Below are 19,930 nucleotides of genomic sequence, written 5' to 3' on the forward strand. Positions count from 1 at the left end.
TCCGCTTTATGAGCATCGATCAGGAAGATAAAGACCTTTTTCACGAAGAGGATAGTAGTTTTGATTTAAAGGCCATTTTGCCAAAAATTCTGAAAATTTGGCCTTGGATCATATTAAGTTTGATTTTGGCCTGTTCAATGGCCTTTTACATTACGCAGACTACTCCTCCTAGCTATAGAGTCTCCTCTAAGTTCTTTATCAAAGAAAATGAAAAGTCTATCTCCTTTTTCGAAAACCCAACAATGGGTCAGGAGCAGGGGATGGGATTGACGAATGAAATGATCATTCTCAGATCCAGGCCAATTGCAGAAGCCACCCTTTCAAAATTAGATTTCCAAGTGGAATACTATGAAAAGGGGACTTTCATCAATAAGGAACTCTACAGACAGACGCCCATTGTAGTGGAAGCGGACTGGAAAGCACCTCAATTGTTGAATGGATTGATCGAAATCAATTGGACTAAAATTGATGAGTTTCAAATTGTTTTCCCTCAGGAAAGTTACAGTCAGCTTTTTCCCGATGGCAGCTACGAAGTTGTAAGCAATCTGGAATCCAAGACATTCAAATTTGGGGAATGGGTAGAAACCCCTCAATTCAAATTGAAAATCAACAATACCTCAGGACAGGAATCTGGTTCCTCCATGTTTCTGCTGCGAGATAAAAACTTCCTGATCAATACCTATTCATTGGGGCTGATCATTGAGCTGGCTGAAAAGAATTCCTCCATTCTATCCTTAAGCTTAGTGGTCCAAAATAGAGCGAAGGGTGAAGCCTACCTCAATGCCTTAATGGAAACTTATCTCGAGTTGGAGCTCTTTGAGAAGAATGAAATTGCCAACAGGACAATTAATTTTATCGATTCCCAAGTAGCTGGCGTAGCAGATTCCCTGACATTCTTTGAGACCCAACTCCAGGATTTCAGATCCTCCAACCAGACTTTCAACCTGAGCACAGAAAGCTCCGCTATTTTCAATCAACTGACAGAAATTGAGTCTCAGTTGGCAAATGAAAACCTGAAACGCAGATATTATCAGTCCCTAAAGGATTATTTGGTTCGAGAGAATTACAATGAAATTGTTGTTCCTTCCGGTTTGGGAATAGAAGATCCCTATTTGAATGGGCTCATTGAAAACCTACTTGCAGTGCAGGTAGAACGATCCAGACTGATGGCTACCCAGACCGAACTTTCCCCTCAGGTCAAAGAAGCCAACAAAAAACTTTCTGATCTCAACAAATCGATTTCTGAGATCTTGAATAACGTGGACCTCAACAATAAAATGTCCATCGAAGATCTTGAAAACAGAAAGCGAAACATTGAATCCTCTTTCCGATCGCTCCCTCAGGCTGAGCAAAACCTGATCAGAATTCAGAGACAAGCCACACTCAACGAGAATATTTACAACTTCTTATCTGAGCGAAGAGCTGAGTCCGCGATCTCCAAAGCATCCAATACCCCTGCCAATAAAATCATTGAATACGCAAGGGCAGGTATGCTACAAGTAAGCCCCAAGCCAGGGCGAAATTACCTCGCTGCAATATTTGCCGGTCTTTTGTTTCCAATTCTTTTTGTCTTTGCCAGAGAATTCTTCCAAACCAAAATCGAAGAACCGAAATATTTGGAGCGTAAGCTGAAAATCCCTGTTCTTTCCACCATTCTTCAGAACAAAGGCAAAGAGAACCTAGTCGTCTTTGGTTCAGGAAAATCGGGAATAGCAGAAGGATTTAGATCACTCAGATCCAACATCAAGTTCTTGGTCCCCAAGGAAAAGCAACTCACTTTCATGATCACCTCGACGATTTCGGGTGAAGGAAAGACATTTTGCGCCATGAACCTTGCCTCAGTATATTCCTTGACTGGTAAGAAAACTGTTCTTGTAGGTTGTGATATGCGTAAGCCAAAGATTTTCGAAGATTTTGGACTGAAGAATGATGTGGGTCTTTCAACATACCTCAGTGGACAAGAAGATGATTTCCTCAAGGTGGTAAAGCCAACCAAATTTGAAAATCTAGACTTGATCCTTTCTGGGCCTATTCCTCCAAACCCTTCTGAATTGTTGTTCTCTCCTAACTTTGAAGACCTCATCAACAAACTTAGGGAAACGTATGACGTCGTAATCCTCGATACTCCTCCGGTAGGTTTGGTGTCGGAGACACTCGATCTCCTGACAATGGTGGACTTTACACTTTTCGTATTCAGACAGGGTTATTCTGAAAAGGGCTTCATCGACGCAGTCAATGGGTTGAAGGAACAAAAAGGCGTCAAAAACATTTACGCCATTTTCAATGGCCTAGATGCCAGCAAAGTATCCTATGGCGGATATGGGTATACCTACGGATATGGGTATGGCTACTATGACGAGGATGTGAAAAAGAAAAAGAAATTCCGCATTTAATTACCCTAATTGAAAAAGTTCCTTCAAAAATACTTCAGGTACTTCGCATTCTTCTACGAATACCTGGGGTACAAAGTCTTTTTACTTCTAGCTTCCAGCCTTTTGGTTGGGCTGCTTGATGGATTTGGATTGGCATTGTTTATTCCGGTTTTCCAGATAGCAGCCGATGGAATCACCCAAGAAAACAGAGATGCTCTGGGCAATCTGGAATTTTTGTTGGACTGGATCGAAATGCTGGGATTTGGGCTCAACCTCAATGTAATTCTTGGAGTGATGGTTGCGCTTTTCTTCTTCAAATCTATCCTTAAATTCTACGATGGGATTTTCAAGACCAAACTTCAAATGGAGTTTGTCAGAAAACTCAGGTATGAAATGGTCGATGGGCTTGGCGGAATGAGCTACAAAAACTTTTTGAATCTGGACGCCGGCAAAGTTCAAAATACACTCTCCGGAGAGGTTTTTAAAGTCACCTACAGCTTCCTTACCTTTTTTAGTACCATCCAGTTTTTGGTTCTATTATTGGTCTATGTGGGCTTGGCAATGCTGTCCAATTTCCAGTTTGCCATATTAGTCAGCATCGGAGGCTTTCTGTCAAATTTTATTTTCAAAATAATCTTCAAATTCACTGAAAAAGCCTCTGTGGGAGTGACTGCCTACAACCATGAGTTCCAGTCTTATCTGATTCAGGCAGTCCACAATTTCAAGTACCTAAAGGCCACCGATTATTTTGCTAAGTATAAAAATAAGCTAAAGGCGATTATTGATTCCATCGAAGATCAACAAAAGAAGATTGGCGTCTACAGCGCTTTTTTGGGAGCCACTCGTGAGCCGATTGTCCTGATTATAGTTGTAGCAGTAATCTTGATTCAAGTCAATTATCTGGGTGGGCAAATCGCCACGATCATGGCCAGTTTACTGTTTTTCTATCGCGCCTTGAATTATGTGATTAGTCTCCAGACCAGTTGGCAGGGATTCGTGGCACATTATGGGGGAATTGTCGCTGCCATGGAGCTGATGGATGAGTTTAGGCTCATGAAGGAGCCCACCGAAAGCGTAAACAAAATTTCTAAAATCCACCAGATCGAAATTGCCAATCTAAACTTTGCCTATAATCCTCAGACCCCAGTCTTGAATCAGGTGAATATCCGAATCGAAAACCTCAGCACTCTTGCTTTGGTAGGGGGATCAGGAAGTGGCAAGACGACGATGGTCAATTTGATTATAGGATTGCTGGAGCCTACTTCGGGCCATATTCTGGTCAATGGGAATGAGAGAGCCTATTTTGACAAATCTACCTATCGCATGAGATTTGGCTACATCACTCAGGAACCGGTGATCTTCAATGATAATATTTTTAACAATGTCACCTTCTGGGATGAAAGAAATCCAGAAAATGAAAGGCGATTCAGAGAGGCCATCCGATTGGCAAACATTGAGTCTTTCGTAGAAAATCTCCCGGAAAAAGATCTGACTCGACTTGGCGACAATGGTATGCTCGTCAGTGGAGGTCAAAAACAACGCATCTCTATTGCACGAGAATTGTATAAAGAGGTGGATATCTTGATTCTGGATGAAGCTACCTCCGCGCTAGACAGCGAAACCGAAAGATCCATCCAAGAAAACATCGAAAACCTCAAAGGAAAGTATACCATCATCATTGTTGCCCACAGACTTAGTACAGTCAAAAAGGCCGATAAAATTCTGGTATTGAACAAAGGGATAGTTGATGGTGAAGGTTCTTTTGATCAACTGATAGACCAAAATCTTCTCTTCAAGAGAATGGTTGAACTCCAGGAGTTCTAAAATCCAAGCATGCAAAAAGTAAAAATCCTAATTAGTGGATTAGGCTTACCTCCACACGTGATGGGGAGTTGGTTGTTTCGAATTCATCAGTTTCAGACCAACTTGAATTACTTTGATTTCATCCTTTCTCCGACCACGAAAGCTGACGAGCGCTATATTTTTTGCAAGAAAAAGAGCCTGAACATCTGGAATAAATTCCAAAAACCACATTCTCAAATCACATATGCGGCTTCAGATTATGTGGAGGCTTGCAAAAGACTTGGCCAAGGCAATACGCCGCTGCAAATCGTAGTCATGGATGACAGTTCCTTGCTTCAGGCTATCTGCCAGATCAAGGATTCTTTTCCTCAGGGTTCAGAGATCGTTTTTTCTTTTCACGGACATTGGCTCATCAATCCCAACAATGTTCTCGAAAAAGTGGACAAGGTCCTCTTTCTGACCAAGTCAGGATATAGGAAGTCTTTTCAAGCCAATTTCCAATTTACCCCTCAGGCATTTATCGTTGGCAATGGGGTCGAAGATGGTCTGTTTTTTCCACTAGATCCACTCGAAAAAGCGAATCAAAAGCTAGCCATGGGATACAATTCAGCGGACAGAATTTTAATCTGGATGGCCAATTCTAGAAGGGTAAAGGGGCTCCATTTATTCAAAAAAATTGCGGGTGAAATCCTCAAAAAACACCCAGATACCAAAATTTTATCTATTGGGCACCAGCAGGATGATTCGATCACGCATCCCAATTGGAAGCAGTTGGGTGTGCTGAAGCATGAAGACCTCGCAAAAAATCTGCAAATCGGGGATGTCTATTTCTTTACTTCTCTTTGGCAGGAGGGATTTGGGCTTTCTCTGGTGGAAGCTATGAAATGTGGCAACTGGGCAATTGCATCCAATGCCGGTGGGATCCCGGAGGTTTTGGCTGACCAATCCCGAGCCGCAATCGTAGATGACCCCAATATCGTAGAATCTTGGCTTGAGACGTATGAGACTTTGCTGTCCAGAATGGACACTGAGAACTTGGATTTCTCTAAAATAAAAACGCAATTGTCCGGATGGCATAGCTATTCGGACTGGCAAACCAGATTTTATAACGCATTGACCAACTAGCCATGTGCGGAATAGCAGGAATTTTATCGATTGACTCCGGCTTGCTTGATCAGGACCTTGCACTCCTACAGGAAGCATTGACCCTCCAGCACCATAGAGGTCCTGATGCTACTGGCGTATGGAGCAATCAAAAGGTGGCTCTGGGACACAACAGATTATCCATCATTGATCTTTCCCACGCTGCCGATCAGCCCTTTGTAAGAGAGGATCTGGGACTAAGGATAATTTTCAATGGGGAAATCTACAATTACAAAAGCCTGAAAAAAATCCTGGAATCAAAGGGATATGCCTTCAATACTGATTCTGATACTGAAGTTTTATTGGTTGGATATGCGGAGTTTGGTGAAGCTATCTGCTCCCATCTCATCGGCATGTTTGCCTTTTGCATTTGGGATGAAAGCCAAAACTCATTTTTCATGGCCAGAGATAGATTTGGTGAGAAGCCCATCTTTTTTATTGAAAAGGAAAATCGCTTCTACTGGGCTTCAGAGCTCAACGGTCTGACAACACTATACGATGCGCCGCTTCAGATCAATCAAAATGCAGTAATTGATCTTTTGGAAAACGGATTTATCCACCTCCATCACACGATTTACCAAGAGGTTTCCGTATTCCCTCCAGCACATTACCTCCGTGTTACCAGTTCTGGTGAGAAAAAATGGGTTTCCTATTACGCCTTTCCAACTCGGACTGAGGAACCTGTTTCTTTCCCCGACTTAAAGAAAAAAACCAAAGAACTGCTGTATAAAACCGTGGAGCGAGAGCTGAATGCCGATGTTCCGCTGGCTACCTTCTTGAGTGCCGGAGTTGACTCTGCATTGATTACTGCGGTAGCACATGACATCAAGCCCGACATCTCTGCCATCACTATCGGAACCAATGAGCAGATTACTGATGAAACGGAAGGTGCTAGTCAGCTGGCCAAAAAACTCTCCATCAAACATGAGATTGTACCAGTAAGTACCTCCTCAATAGAAGTTTTGGAGATCTTACTCAAGGATATCCAGCCTCTAGCCGATGCTTCACTTATCCCCAGCTTTTTGGTCACAGAGCAAGTCAAAGACCGGTATCGGGTCATGCTCTCGGGAGACGGAGGAGATGAAATATTCGGATCTTATAATAAGCCAAATCTGTACCTGGCGCTCGATGCTAAAGGTGTTCCCTTCGGTGAGCAACTCGTGGACTTTTTCCTAAATATCAAAAATCAGAAGCTGGCTGCAGGATTCAATGCTAAACTAAATGATGTTCAACGGCTAAAATTAGCCGGATGGGCAGGTCTATATTCCAAAAGCAGCTTGAGTGGAGGATACCTCACCCAAGTCTTCAAAACCGGGAAAATCCACGCTCAACCCAAAAACCTGCTGAAAGATCTCAAGCCACTCTACGTATCCAATCCCGAACGTCTTTCCTTTGGGATGGACTTTAAAGGAAGACTCCCGGGTGACTTTCTTTTCAAAGTAGATTCTGCCTCCATGCATTCTTCTGTGGAAGTACGGGCTCCATTTTTGGATCACGAATTGGTAGACTACCTGATGAAAATACCCACGCGCTCCCTCATGCCTAACGCGATAGATAAGGAACTAAGCAAGTCACTGCTTTCGGATTTCTCAGGTAGCGATTGGTTTCCGCCCAAACGTGGCTTCACCATTCCCTATTGGGAATACTTGCAGGGGAGATGGGGAAATATTTTGGAAGGCTACCTGAAAGAGGGGCTATCAGAAAATCACTTTAATTTCAATCAGCAGGGCATTTTGCAAATCCTTGAAAAGCACCGCAGTTCCCCTTCCATCATTTACGCAAGAATACTTTTTGCCGTATTGGTTATGGAGATTTGGTTGAGAGTGTTTCACCTGAAAGGAAAATATGAAAAGACCTCAAAATCATTTTTGTCAGAAACGAATTGAATCAGGCCACCCGCAATTTCACAACTCTCGCCCTTTCATCCGCTGACTTCTTTTCGATACCTCAACCACTTTTACAATCAACCGAAAAACTTGAATTCAAATATGATTTTAAGTCGATTTTTGACAGCATGATTTATATGGAAATAAAAACGAAAATTGAGCCTAAACAAGATCCCACCAATCTATGAGTAAGGTAAAAGACCTGCTGAGAAACATCATAAATTCCCGCTATAGGGTGTCTTTTTCGAAATCGGGAGAGGATATTCAGTTGTTTAAACTTTTCAATAAGCTCCAGGGAAAATACTTGGACATTGGTTGCTTCGAACCGGTGACGTTCTCTAATACCTATTTCTTCTACCTCAAAGGATGGGACGGATACGTAGTGGATCCCAACCCCACGCTGACAGCGATGTTTAAGAAAATCCGACCAAAGGATGTTTTTATCAACAGAGGGATTTCAGGGGAAGCGGGTACCTTGGATTATTACATGCTGCCACAGAAAATGGCATCCATGAATACCTTCGATTATTCCTTTTTGGAGAAAAACAATCTGACTTCCTACGTGGAAAAAGAGATAAAAATCCCGCTTTGTACCCTAGAGGAGCTAGTCGATGAATTTAAACTGAAAGACAAAATCGACTTCATTGACGTGGATGTGGAGGGTTTGGACCTGGAGGTTCTGCAATCCAATAACTGGGAGACTTTTCGCCCTTCAATCGTCATGGTGGAGACAGACTTAAGTCTGGATCAGGACATGGATTCTCCTGTCACCCGACTCTTGGAAGATAAAGATTACCGAATTCTTGCCAAACTCGTCCAGAGTACCTCAGGTTCAGGAAATTTGATTTTTTGCAAAAAGGAATTCAATCCCAAAAAATAACATGAGAGTAGGGATAAATCCATCGAAGCTAGACCCGAAAATCCCAAAGCAGTTCTATCACAGAATCATTATACCTGTTTTTGTGCCCAATTTCACTGGCTACTTCCAGGATATATTTGAAGTCTACAAGGTCTGCATAGAATCGGCTTTTCTGACTCAGCACAGCAGATCTGCCATTACCCTAGTGGACAACGGATCCTGTCAAGAAGTTAAAGATTGGATGAGACACCTGCTGGAAAAAGGGAAAATAGATACACTAATCACCCATAGCACCAACATTGGAAAGGTCGATGCCATTCTTGGTGCAGCCAGGGGATGCCGAGAGGACCTGATTACAATCTCTGATAGCGACATTCTTTTCAATAATGGATGGCAGGAGGCAGTGGAGTCAGTATTTTTGAATTTTGACAATGCCGGTTCGGTAGCTCCATTCCCTATCTCGAGGCACATGTACTACTATTCCACTGCTGTTCAAAAATCAGTGGTTTTGGGCCAGTTGGGTTTTCAGTTTGAGAAAACGAAAGATTCTAGTTTGATCAAAGAAAATTACGAATGCTACAATTGGAGCTTCGACGAAAGCTACGATTCCATTCTTCCGGTGGTCAAATCAGGGTCAGCTAAAGCGGTCATGGGTAGCGGACATCAGATCATGACGATCCGTAGAGAGGCGATATTCAAAATGCCTACCGATCCCTGTTTTATCAAAATTTCCTCTGGAAGTGAGAACTTCTGGATAGACAAGCCGATCGATGATGCCGGACTATGGAGATTGAGCACAGTAGATACTTGGGTCAATCACATGGGAAATTCACTGACATCCCAGAATAAAAAGGTCTTTCAGGGCTTAAAACAAAGTGATCACCAGCCAGATCTGATTCAGCTCCCAAAACAGAATTCAAAGCCCAACAGTAGTTTCTCCCAGCGGGTATTTGCCAAACTGTTCAAGAAAACCAAAGAAAACCGCCCGCCTGCACCTAAACTCAAAGTTCAGGCAGAACAGGACGGCGTCATCTCCAAAAGCTAATCCTCCAACCTAAAAAATTACCCCGTGATCATCGCAGAAATAGCCCAAGCCCATGACGGTAGCCTAGGTACCGCACATGCCTACATCGATGCTCTGGCAGATACCGGAGTAGATGCTGTGAAGTTTCAGACGCATATCGCTGAGGCTGAAAGTTCTGTCTATGAGCCCTTCCGGGTAAAATTTTCTAAGCAGGATGCGACCAGGTATGACTACTGGAAGCGGATGAGTTTTTCGCCAGAACAATGGAAAGGTTTGAAAGACCACTGTGAGGATAAAAATCTGGAATTCATTTCTTCGCCGTTCAGCAATGCAGCGGTGGATTTGTTGGAGGAATTGGGAGTGAAACGTTATAAGATTGGCTCCGGAGAAGTTTCAAATTGGTTGATGCTGGAGAAAATAGCGAAAACCGGCAAACCCATCATCCTGAGTTCTGGAATGAGTAGCTGGGATGAAATGGATGCCACAGTGGAGTTTTTGCGAGCTTTTGGGAATCCACTTAGCATCTTGCAATGCACCACGGCCTATCCAACCAGACCAGACCAATGGGGCTTGAATGTAATCAGCCAACTCAAAGAACGATACAAGTTGCCGGTTGGCTTCTCGGACCACAGTGGGGAAATTTTTGCTTGTAGCGCAGCTGCTGCCTTGGGTGCGGAGATTTTTGAATTTCATGTGGTCTTTGACAAAAGGCAATTTGGACCGGATACCCTGGCCAGTATCACACTCGACCAAACCATGGAACTGGTGCAAGGGATCAGAAAAATTCAGCAAGCTTTGGCAAATCCTATTCTTAAGGATCAAATTGAGCCATTTAAGGATTTAAAGAAGATTTTTGAAAAAAGCCTCGCCGTCAACAAAACTCTGAACAAAGGGAGTGTCATTACTATAGATGATTTGGAAGCAAAAAAACCTACAGGCTATGGAATCCCAGCCAAAGAATTTGCTGCTGTCGTCGGAAAAAAACTAAAGTCAGACCTTTCTCAATGGGACTTTCTCAATTGGGAAAATATTGAACTAGAATAAATATGTCCAAAAGGAAAATCAGTGTCGTCATCACGGCTAGACCGTCCTATTCACGGATCAAGACGGCATTGAAAGCCATCAAAAATCACCCTGACCTGGAGCTGCAACTCATCGTAGCAGCATCCGCATTGCTGGATCGGTACGGCTCCGCAGTCAATTACATTAAAAAGGACGGCTTTGAAATTGCCGCCAAAGTATTCAATGTCTTAGAAGGAGAAAACCTCACCGCAGCGGCCAAGACTACAGGAATTGGCATCTTGGAGCTCTCCACGGTTTTTGATAATCTGGCACCTGATATCGTGGTCACGATAGCGGATCGGTTTGAAACTATGGCCACCGCTATATCGGCCAGTTTCATGAATATTCCATTAGCTCACGTTCAGGGCGGAGAGGTCACGGGCAATATTGATGAAAAGGTAAGACACTCGATCACCAAGCTTTCAGATTACCACTTTGTAGCATCCCAAAGTGCCTATGAGAGAGTAATCCGACTAGGTGAAGATCCCGAATCGGTATTCAATACCGGCTGCCCAAGCATTGACTTAGCAGCAGAAGTCAAAGCTTCACCCGCTTTTGATTTTGACATCTATCAGAAATATGGTGGAGTAGGTGCCTTTCCTGATTTATCAGAAGGATATTGGGTGGTGATGCAGCATCCGGTGACTACAGAGGTGACCTCTTCCCGCAAGCAAATCGAAGAGACGCTCTTTGCCCTGATGGAATCCAATCAACCAGTGCTTTGGTTTTGGCCGAATGTAGATGCTGGTGCTGATGGTACCAGCACGGGTATTCGTGCATTTCGAGAAAAGTACAAGCTCGATAAGTTTCATTTTTTCAAAAACATGGAGCCCAATGACTTCCTCAGACTATTGGTTAATAGCAAAGGACTCATCGGCAACAGCAGCGTGGGAATTAGAGAGTGCGCTTTCCTCGGTGTGCCTGTAGTCAATATTGGTACCCGTCAGAATGCTCGGGATAGAGGACAAAATGTAATTGACGTTGACTACGATCGAATTGCAATCGCCGCCGCGCTCCAAAAACACCAAACTATCGAAAGACCGGATCCTTCCTATGTCTACGGTGGAGGAGATGCAGGGGAGAAAATTGCGGACCTTTTGGCCTCGCTTCCCCTGAAATTCCACAAAACAATTCAGTATTAATCTTCGGAATAACCGGATTCCATCTGACCAATAAAATCAAATTATAAACAGATGAAAATATTAGGGCTGATACCTGCCAGAGGAGGATCAAAAGGTATCCCTGGAAAGAATATTAAATCCTTGGCAGGTCAGCCACTCTTGGCCTATACCTTGAATTCTGCCCGGGAGTCCTCTCTTTTAACCAAAGTAATTCTCAGCTCAGATGATGCCGAGATCATACAGGTAGCAAGGCAGCTAAATCTGGAAGTACCCTTTGTCAGACCATCAGATTTTGCTTCTGATGCGGCTCCTACACTTCCTGTAATCATCCATGCCCTACAGTTTTTTGAAGAACAGGGACAGCAGTTTGATGCCGTTTGCCTGCTTCAGGTCACCAGTCCATTTCGCAGACCTGGGATGGTGGACGAAGCAATCCAACGATTTATCGATACTAGGGCAGATTCTTTGATTTCAGTTTTGCCTGTTCCTCATGAATTTAACCCCCATTGGGTTTTTGAGCCGGGAAGCAATGGATTACTTGAAATAGCCACAGGAGAAAAAACGATTATTCCCAGACGACAAGATTTGCCTCCTGCCTATTTTCGAGACGGGTCCATTTACCTGACTAAAACAGCCGTGCTTCTGAATCAGCACTCACTCTACGGTGAGAAAATCGCTCATATCTTAGGCGATCCCGAGCGCTATGTCAATCTGGACACAATGAAGGACTGGGAAAAGGCCGAATCCTTAATAACTAAGCTCCAATTCTGATATGTGTGGAATAGCAGGTATAGTCGGACCTCTGAGCAACCCCCAGACCATCACTGCGATGCTCAAAAGTCAGGCGCATCGTGGGCCTGACAATGAGGGGCACTGGAATGTAGACACCGAAATCAGCTTAGGGCACAACAGGCTCTCGATTTTGGATCTCTCGGAGGCGGCCAATCAACCTTTTCACTTCTCCGACGGCAGATACGTCATGGTGTTCAATGGAGAGATTTACAATTATTTGGAAATCAGACAAAGACTGGCCACCAAGTATTCATTTCGAACCCAATCTGATTCAGAAGTATTGCTCTATGCATTCATCGAATCGGGGCTGGAGTGCCTCCACGAACTCAACGGCATGTTTGCATTTGCCATTTGGGACAAAAAGGAGAAAAAACTCAGTGCAGCCAGAGACAGATTTGGAGTCAAACCATTCCATTATGCCCTTTGGCAGGGATCATTTTTGTTTTCCTCTGAAATCAATCCCATTTGGGCTGCCGGATTTCCAAAGAAAACCAAAGATTCAGTATGGGCAGGTTTTTTCACCAAAGGCACTTATGGAAGCCCTGAAGAAACCTTCTGGGAAGGAATCCACCAACTTCCGGCTGGACATACCTTGGAATGGAAGGCAGGAAAGAGCAGCATTCAGCCTTGGTATGATTTTGTAAAAAATGTCAACAGTCAACCTGAAATAAAGCCCGAAGAACAGTCCGAATACATCTTATGGCTCCTCAAAGATGCCGTAAGTCTGAGATTCCGATCGGATGTACCTGTTGGATTCAACCTAAGTGGAGGACTGGATTCCAGTACGCTTTTAGCCTTGGTTTCCGTCTTGTTTCCTGACAAGGAACAAATTGAGGCATTTACCTTCGTGACAGGTGATGATCGATATGACGAAGTACATTGGGTTAAAGAAATGCTTAAAGGAAGACCCTATCCGCTCAATACCTGCTTATTGACGCCTGAAGAGGTACCTTCATTAACTCAGAAGATCAGCCATCTCCAGTCTGAGCCTTTTGGAGGAATTCCTACATTGGCCTACAGCAAAGTATTTCAATCAGCCAGACAAAAGGGAATCCTGGTGCTCTTGGATGGGCAAGGTTCGGATGAAGCCTGGGCCGGATACGATTATTACCTCAACAAATCCGATAGCGTAGTTCAGGGAGTCAAGTCTTCTCCAGTAAAACCAGAGGCTTTAATAAAAGATTTTTCTGGAAAATATACCCACACCCCATATCCATCTTTGTTTAGTGATCCGCTGCTCAACCTCCAATACCGGGACCTGTTCTATACCAAAATCCCTCGCGCGTTACGCTTCAATGACCGGGTGAGTATGGCACATGGCACTGAGTTGAGAGAACCGTTTTTGGATTACAGGTTGGTGGAATATGTGTTTTCAAGGCCTACTGATTTTAAAATCAAAGATGGAAACCAAAAATGGCTTCTGCGGCAACTTGCCAAAACGTACCTCGGTGACCAGATCGCCTTGGCACCTAAGCGACCCCTTCAAACCCCTCAGCGGGAATGGCTGGGAGGCGAACTCACAGACTGGGTAGACGCTCAGCTGCATACCTTGGTTTCCAAATCGAATTGGTTTGACTCCAAAACAGTTTTCAGACTTTGGGAGGATTACAAAAAAGGGGACCAAGACAATAGTTTTTACCTGTGGCAATGGATAAATGCCGCTGAATTATTAAAATGAGCAAAATCTGTTTTTTGATTCCTGACGGAGTAGGAATTAGGAATTACTTATACTCCACTGTTTTAAAGGAACTCCACGACCAAGGTCACCAAATCCATATTTGGCATTCTTTGGAAGAAGAGGTTGTTTCTCTGACAGAAAGCATCAATGGTTTTAGACCCTACTCACACTCGCTATCCTCATTTCCTGAAGATGCTGTGACTCAGATTCTTCGCGAATCCGTTGCATTTGCAAGGCTGGTAAACAATGTGAAGCTCACTGGTAATCAGACCCTGATGTCCAATTGGTCTTTTGGCAATCCTGGCCTAAAGAAAAAGATCCTGATAAAACTGGCTGCCTGGCTGGGAGGAAGCCTCAAAAAGTACGATTCCATCTTGGCCGTTGAAAGCCTGCTCTGGAAAAAACTCCGAAACACGTATTCATACAAGTACAGTCAGGAAAAGCTCAAGGAGATTGCTCCGGACTTCCTCTTCTGTACCCATCAGCGTATGCCTGGCGCCAGCGCTGCAATGCTTGCGGCCAAAGACATGGGAATTCAGACTGCATCTGCGATTTTCTCTTGGGACAATCTGCCCAAAGCAAGATTGGCTATGCGACCCCACCACTATTTGGTCTGGTCGGAATACATGAAGGAGGAGTTGAAATTGTACTATCCAGAGCTTCCGCAAGATTCCATTCAGATTACGGGTACCCCCCAGTTTGACTACTATTCTGATCCTAGTCTGATTCAGTCTAGGGAGGATTTTGCTGCCGAGTTTGGCTTAGACCCATCCAAGCACTGGATTTTGTTTTCAGGCGATGACATCAAGACTTCACCTTATGATGCAGACTACTTGAGAGATATCGCTAATGCGCTCAAAGGTGAAGAAAACCTGCAAATCATATTCAGACAAGTGCCAGTGGAAACTACCGCAAGGTACAAATCTGTACTTCAGGCATTTCCTAATATTATTCATATCAATCCCTTTTGGAAAAGAGGGGAATTTTGGCAGCAATTTTTCCCTTATCCCAAAGATCTCTCACACTTGGTCAATTTGGCCTTTCATTGTGATACAGTAATCAATTTAGGTTCAACTATGGCCTTGGATTTTGCATTCTTTGATAAGCCTGCCCTGTATCTGAACTATGATCATACCCCTGATCAAACGTGGACTGTAAAGGAAATCTACGGGTTTCAGCATTTCCGAAGTATGGATGGCCTAGATCCGGTAGGATGGATTTCTGACCCAAACACCATCCTGAGTCAAGTGAAAAAGGCGATTGACTTTCCTCAGGAGGTTGGCAAGGATAGACGGAAATGGCTTGAGAAAATTGTAGATCTATCCACTGAAAAAACCGCCTCAGCTAAAATTGCGGCCTTTATTGACCAACTAGTACCTAACCTACAGACCAAGTAGTAGTTAATGCATATCTTTTTTCTTTCTCCTGAATTCCCTAGAAAAAATGCCGTTCACGGCGGCATAGGAACTTTTCTTTTGACTTTTTCCAAAAAGCTCATTGAAAATGGCCACCAAGTCACCGTGGCAGGAATCAATGGCAACTCCTATGTAGATGAAATAATCGATGGCGTGCGGGTGGTGATTTTTCCAAACAGCAAAGCCAAATTGGTGGGCTGGTGGAGGAACTTCTCCAAAATTTCCAAGTTCATTGACAAACTGAACAAAGTCCAGCCCATCGATATTGTAGAAGGCTCGGAGCTTTCCTTGGCTTTTCTGGATAAGAATCCTGCCATTAAATATGTTATTAGACTACATGGCGGCCATCATTTCTTTGCCGAAGGAGAGAAAAGAGGAATAAATAAGTGGAAGGGTTTCCAAGAAGTAAAGTCCTTTCAAAAGGCAGACGCTTTTGTGGCGGTTTCTGACTACGTCAAAGTCCACACAGCCAAGTACCTCTCGTACCATGGCAAACCGATTGAAATCATCAACTACCCCATTTCTTTCGATAAATTCTATCCGGCGGATCCCAAGAAAGCCGTCAAAAACAGATTGGTTTTCGCCGGGACGGTATGTGAAAAAAAAGGGATCAGACAACTGATCGAGGCTTTGCCTTTGATCGCAAAAAAAGTCCCGGATATTTCACTGGAAGTCTATGGGAGGGATTGGGCATTTCCAGATGGTAAATCCTACAAAGCTTTTCTCAAGGAGACAATTGCTCCGGAAATTCTTAAGCGGGTTCGATTTCATGGTGCAGTAAGCCATGAACAATTGCCCGGATTTTATGAAATGGCAGAAATCTGCATCTTTCCTTCCCACATGGAGACCCAGGGCTTGGTGGCGCCAGAAGCCATGGCCATGGAAAAGCCTGTGATTTTCTCCCAAACCGGGCCTGGCCCAGAGACCATTGATAATGGGGTAAACGGTTGGTTATGTGATCCTCTCCAGCCTGAAAGTATTGCAAATACGGTCTTGTTGGCATTGGAGGCTAAGGATCGCTTTCCCGAAATTGGAAAAGCTGCCCGAGCCAAAGCCCTTAGGAAATTCGACCCAGATCGGATAACCCAAGCAAATCTGGATTTTTTCAAAAAAATTCTTCAGCCCTAGGTGCATTTACTGGTAATCGGTCATGTGGTACACAAACTTCATGATGGTGTGTATTTTGCCTATGGTCCCTATGTGAGGGAGATGAATTTATGGTTTCGCCACGTGGATGCCGTCACTGTTGTGGCTCCCATTGACCATAACCTTCCACCTGATCCGATCGATTTACCTTACATGCATCCTTCCTTGAATTTGGTGGAGGTTTCGGAGTTTTCCATTCAATCTCCTGCCGAAATCCTTCGAACCTTAGGTAAGCTTCCGGGGATTTGGTCAAAGACTTGGAAGGAAATGCAGAAAGCCGACCATATTCATCTCAGATGCCCAGGCAATATGGGACTTCTGGGGGCCATTGTTCAGGTGTTTTTCTCGCATAAAATCAAATCTGCAAAATATGCAGGCAACTGGGATCGCAAAAGCAATCAGCCATTTACCTACAGACTTCAACAAAAAATCCTGAGCAATACCACGCTTTCAAAAAATATGCAGGTACTGGTCTATGGTGAATGGCCAAATGAAAGTCAAAACATTCGCCCATTTTTCACAGCCTCTTACTCAGAGTCAGAAAAGGAAGAGTGCCCGCCAAGACCACTGGATCCTGACAAAGAAATTCGCTTACTATTTGTGGGTGGACTAAACTCCGGTAAGCAACCCATCATCTCTGCCCAAGTCGTATCAAGACTCATCTCTGAAGGTAAAAATGTTAAATTGGACTACTTCGGTGAAGGTCCCGAGCGTGCTGCTATTGAATCGTTCATTGCAGAAAAAAAACTAGAGCACGCAATCACCATTCATGGGAACGTATCCGCAAATACGGTTAAGGAAGCTTTCCAAAAAGCTCACTTTCTGATATTTATCTCCAAAAGTGAAGGCTGGCCAAAGGTAGTGGCTGAAGCGATGTTTTGGGCTTGTCTGCCCATCACCACTGCCGTTTCCTGTGTCCCTCAAATGCTCGGTTTCGGGACTAGGGGAGAACTCGTACACGAAAATGAAGAAGAGGTATGTGCTGCAATCAATAGGTATCTGAATCAACCTGCAGGCTACGCAGCAAAAGCAACCGCAGCCATGGAATGGTCCAGGCAATATACCTTGGAAAGGTTCGATAGGGAAATTCAAACCCTCTTGCAGACCACATGAGAGAGGGAGGTTTGAGAATTATCCAATTGATCGATACCCTGGATACAGGGGGAGCAGAACGGATGGCTCTGAATATGGCCAATGCATTTGCAGCTCAAAATATTCCCAACCTATTGATTGTAAGCAGAAGAAAAGGTAGCCTCCATTCACTCCTTCATCAAGAGGATACTCTGAGAGTTTTAGGGAAAAACAGCACTTTGGATATCAAGGCCTTCAAAAAGCTTTTGGCAGAAGTGGATGAATTCCAACCGGATTTGATTCATGCTCATGGTACATCAGTCTATTGGGGAATTGGACTCAAACTTCTCAGGCCAGCTATAAAACTAATCTGGCATGACCACCTCGGGATTTCGGAGGAAGTAATTCAAAACAACCCGAGAAGAGAACTCCTTTGGATTGGAAAAAGACTGGATTTTGTCTTTACTGCCGATGAATCAACCCAAACCTATTGGCAGCAAAAAAAACTTTTAGCAAAAGACCGAATCGCCTATTTGCCTAATTTCCCTAGCCTTTCACCTTCAGTTAAAAAGCAAACTGAAAAATTCACCTTTCTCCACCTTGCCAACTATCGATCCGAAAAGGGACAGCTTAACCTGATCCACGCTGCAAAAATACTTCGTGATCAGGGTTTGGAATTTGTTGTAAGGATGGTTGGAAAAGAGGTAGATTCGTCTTGGAAAAAGGAGGTTCTAAAGCAGAGAGCCGACTTTGGACTCGAAGATTCAGTACTAGTGGAAGATACTGTCCATGATGTTTCCGGTCTTCTGTCGGAAGTGAATGCAGGATTGGTGGCCTCTGACCGGGAAGGCCTTCCAGTATCTTTGCTTGAATATGGTCTGGCTGACTTGCCAGTAATTTCCACCAAGGTAGGGCAATGTTCAGAAGTCTTGGGTAATGGAAAGTTTGGGAGAATTGTAGCTGTCGGAAGACCTGATCTCTTGGCCGAGCAAATGGAAGCGTTCATCCGTAACCCCTCAGAGGCACTTGCTCTGGGAAAGTCTTTCGGCAAGCAGGTAGCCGAAAATTACGGGGAAGCCCAGTTTAAAAAGACCTATTTCAGCGTAGTAGAAAGAATTTTAACCTTAAAGCAAAAAACTAGTTGATAAAGCAACTGATATTAAACAGATACCCGCTTTTTTGGATTGTATTCCATATCGGGCTAGGCTTGTCAGCTACTTTTTCGCCGATTCCGGTGATTGCCTGGTTTTATCTGGTCATTCTCACTTCCTTAGGTCTGATCCTGAGACGCACCCAATCTCCGTTTTTATTGATTGGAATCTTACTTTACCTCATCTCATTTGAGCTTTTAGCTCGGATGGCCCGGACTTCTCCATTTATACCTTATGAATTGGGGAAATATCTGCTCTGTGCCGGGATGATTTGGGGAATATTCAAATTTAAGCCCAAAGGAAAAGAAGGATGGATCATGCTGCTTTGCCTAATCCCTTCTGCATTCATTGATTTTTCAGGACAAGTCTCTAGTTCGGATTTGGTCTTTAATATTCTTGGACCCATCAATGTGGCCCTTGTCGTGATTTTTTTCTACAAACAGCGGATAACCACCCGACAATTAAGCCATTTGATTAGACTGGTAATCTATCCAATGCTCGGAGTATTGGGCTATACCATTATCAAGTCCCCCGATTTTAAAGACGTGGAATTTGCTCTCGGAGCCAATGTGGACTGGAGTGGAGGCTTTGGTTCCAATCAGGTTTCTACCCTGTTTGGTCTTGGCGCGTTTTTCATGTTTATCCTGATGATCAACAGGTGGAAATTTTCAGGATATCTCCTTTTGGATGCCTTGATATTATTTGCTTTCACCTTTCAGGGTCTACTTACTTTTTCAAGAGGAGGGATGCTCGGAGCAGTCTTGGGAATCATCATAGTCTTATTTTTCCTCAGGAAAGCTCCGCTCAAAGAGCGAAAGAAATATGGGCTGCCAAATATTGGGAAATACGTTCTTCCAGCCATACTTGTGGCAGTAGTCGCTTACATTACCGTAGATGAAATCACCGGAGGTATGCTCAGCCTGAGGTATCAGGGTGAGACCATGGGAACTCTGGCAGGAAGCAAAGCGAAGTCTATCAATACCGTGACTACAGGAAGGTTTGAAATTTTCGAAGGTGATATCAGCCTATGGGTAGATCATTTCTTTCTCGGTGTAGGTGCCGGAGCTTCCCGGTTTTTGCGTGAAACTATGACCGGAACTGTGGCACACGTAGAACTCAGCCGCTTGCTTGCCGAGCATGGGGTTCTGGGTTTTATCTATTTCCTGATTTTGTGCAGGTTGGGGATTCAACTCTTTAAGTCCAGTCCCAATCCGCTGATTAAGGGGATTCTCATGGCTTTGTTTTTGGTGGCCATGTACACCTCATTCCATGCCGCGATGCGGACCTTTGTCACTCCGGCTTTGATCGGTCTATCCCTGCTCAGTATCAAACTTCCCGAACCCAAGAAAATTTCTCCGACTAAGGGAAGGGCTAAGGTAGAAATGCTGAGTTAAGAGAATTTTCCAC

15 protein-coding genes are annotated in these 19,930 nt (G+C 43.9%); all 15 read left to right on the forward strand.

What is annotated here, in order from left to right:
- Window positions 1–8: 8 nt before the first annotated feature.
- A complete protein-coding gene (locus DK188_RS17485) occupies window positions 9–2,393 on the forward strand; it encodes a GumC family protein (RefSeq protein ID WP_111672136.1) in 2,385 nt (794 codons plus the stop codon).
- A gap of 9 nt (window positions 2,394–2,402) precedes the next feature.
- Window positions 2,403–4,196: an ABC transporter ATP-binding protein gene (locus DK188_RS17490; RefSeq protein WP_111672137.1), complete on the forward strand. Its 1,794-nt coding sequence runs from the start codon at window positions 2,403–2,405 to the stop codon at window positions 4,194–4,196.
- A gap of 9 nt (window positions 4,197–4,205) precedes the next feature.
- Window positions 4,206–5,300 carry a glycosyltransferase family 4 protein gene (locus tag DK188_RS17495; RefSeq protein ID WP_111672138.1) on the forward strand — a complete coding sequence of 365 codons (1,095 nt, stop codon included), beginning with the start codon at window positions 4,206–4,208 and terminating at the stop codon, window positions 5,298–5,300.
- Between the two features lie 2 nt (window positions 5,301–5,302).
- Window positions 5,303–7,204, forward strand: a complete 1,902-nt coding sequence (asnB, locus tag DK188_RS17500) for an asparagine synthase (glutamine-hydrolyzing) (RefSeq protein ID WP_111672139.1) — start codon at window positions 5,303–5,305, stop codon at window positions 7,202–7,204.
- Window positions 7,205–7,388: 184 nt separating this feature from the next.
- On the forward strand, window positions 7,389–8,084 hold the full coding sequence (locus DK188_RS17510; RefSeq protein ID WP_111672141.1) for an FkbM family methyltransferase: 696 nt from the start codon (window positions 7,389–7,391) through the stop codon (window positions 8,082–8,084).
- A 1-nt stretch (window position 8,085) separates the two neighbouring features.
- Window positions 8,086–9,108, forward strand: coding sequence for a glycosyltransferase family A protein (locus DK188_RS17515; RefSeq protein WP_111672142.1), 1,023 nt, complete (start codon window positions 8,086–8,088; stop codon window positions 9,106–9,108).
- A 24-nt stretch (window positions 9,109–9,132) separates the two neighbouring features.
- The gene (locus DK188_RS17520; RefSeq protein WP_111672143.1) at window positions 9,133–10,131 is read left to right on the forward strand and encodes an N-acetylneuraminate synthase family protein; all 999 of its coding nucleotides are present in this window, start codon (window positions 9,133–9,135) and stop codon (window positions 10,129–10,131) included.
- A gap of 2 nt (window positions 10,132–10,133) precedes the next feature.
- The gene (gene neuC, locus DK188_RS17525; RefSeq protein WP_111672144.1) at window positions 10,134–11,291 is read left to right on the forward strand and encodes a UDP-N-acetylglucosamine 2-epimerase; all 1,158 of its coding nucleotides are present in this window, start codon (window positions 10,134–10,136) and stop codon (window positions 11,289–11,291) included.
- Between the two features lie 51 nt (window positions 11,292–11,342).
- Window positions 11,343–12,041 carry an acylneuraminate cytidylyltransferase family protein gene (locus tag DK188_RS17530; protein ID WP_111672145.1) on the forward strand — a complete coding sequence of 233 codons (699 nt, stop codon included), beginning with the start codon at window positions 11,343–11,345 and terminating at the stop codon, window positions 12,039–12,041.
- A 1-nt stretch (window position 12,042) separates the two neighbouring features.
- Window positions 12,043–13,740 (forward strand): asparagine synthase (glutamine-hydrolyzing), encoded by a 1,698-nt coding sequence (gene asnB / locus DK188_RS17535; protein WP_111672146.1) that lies wholly within the window; start codon window positions 12,043–12,045, stop codon window positions 13,738–13,740.
- Entirely contained in the window at window positions 13,737–15,137 is a 1,401-nt protein-coding gene (locus DK188_RS17540) for a glycosyltransferase family protein (protein ID WP_111672147.1), read from the forward strand. Before asnB (DK188_RS17535) ends, DK188_RS17540 begins: the two co-directional genes overlap by 4 nt.
- A 6-nt stretch (window positions 15,138–15,143) precedes the next feature.
- On the forward strand, window positions 15,144–16,283 hold the full coding sequence (locus DK188_RS17545; protein WP_111672148.1) for a glycosyltransferase family 4 protein: 1,140 nt from the start codon (window positions 15,144–15,146) through the stop codon (window positions 16,281–16,283).
- Window positions 16,284–17,414: a glycosyltransferase family 4 protein gene (locus DK188_RS17550; protein WP_111672149.1), complete on the forward strand. Its 1,131-nt coding sequence runs from the start codon at window positions 16,284–16,286 to the stop codon at window positions 17,412–17,414.
- Window positions 17,411–18,517, forward strand: a complete 1,107-nt coding sequence (locus DK188_RS17555; protein WP_111672150.1) for a glycosyltransferase family 4 protein — start codon at window positions 17,411–17,413, stop codon at window positions 18,515–18,517. Before DK188_RS17550 ends, DK188_RS17555 begins: the two co-directional genes overlap by 4 nt.
- A gap of 62 nt (window positions 18,518–18,579) precedes the next feature.
- Window positions 18,580–19,917, forward strand: coding sequence for an O-antigen ligase family protein (locus DK188_RS17560; RefSeq protein ID WP_198673043.1), 1,338 nt, complete (start codon window positions 18,580–18,582; stop codon window positions 19,915–19,917).
- Window positions 19,918–19,930: the final 13 nt, after the last annotated feature.

It is taken from the genome of Algoriphagus litoralis (genome assembly GCF_003259255.1).
GTDB classification, from domain to species: domain Bacteria; phylum Bacteroidota; class Bacteroidia; order Cytophagales; family Cyclobacteriaceae; genus Algoriphagus; species Algoriphagus litoralis.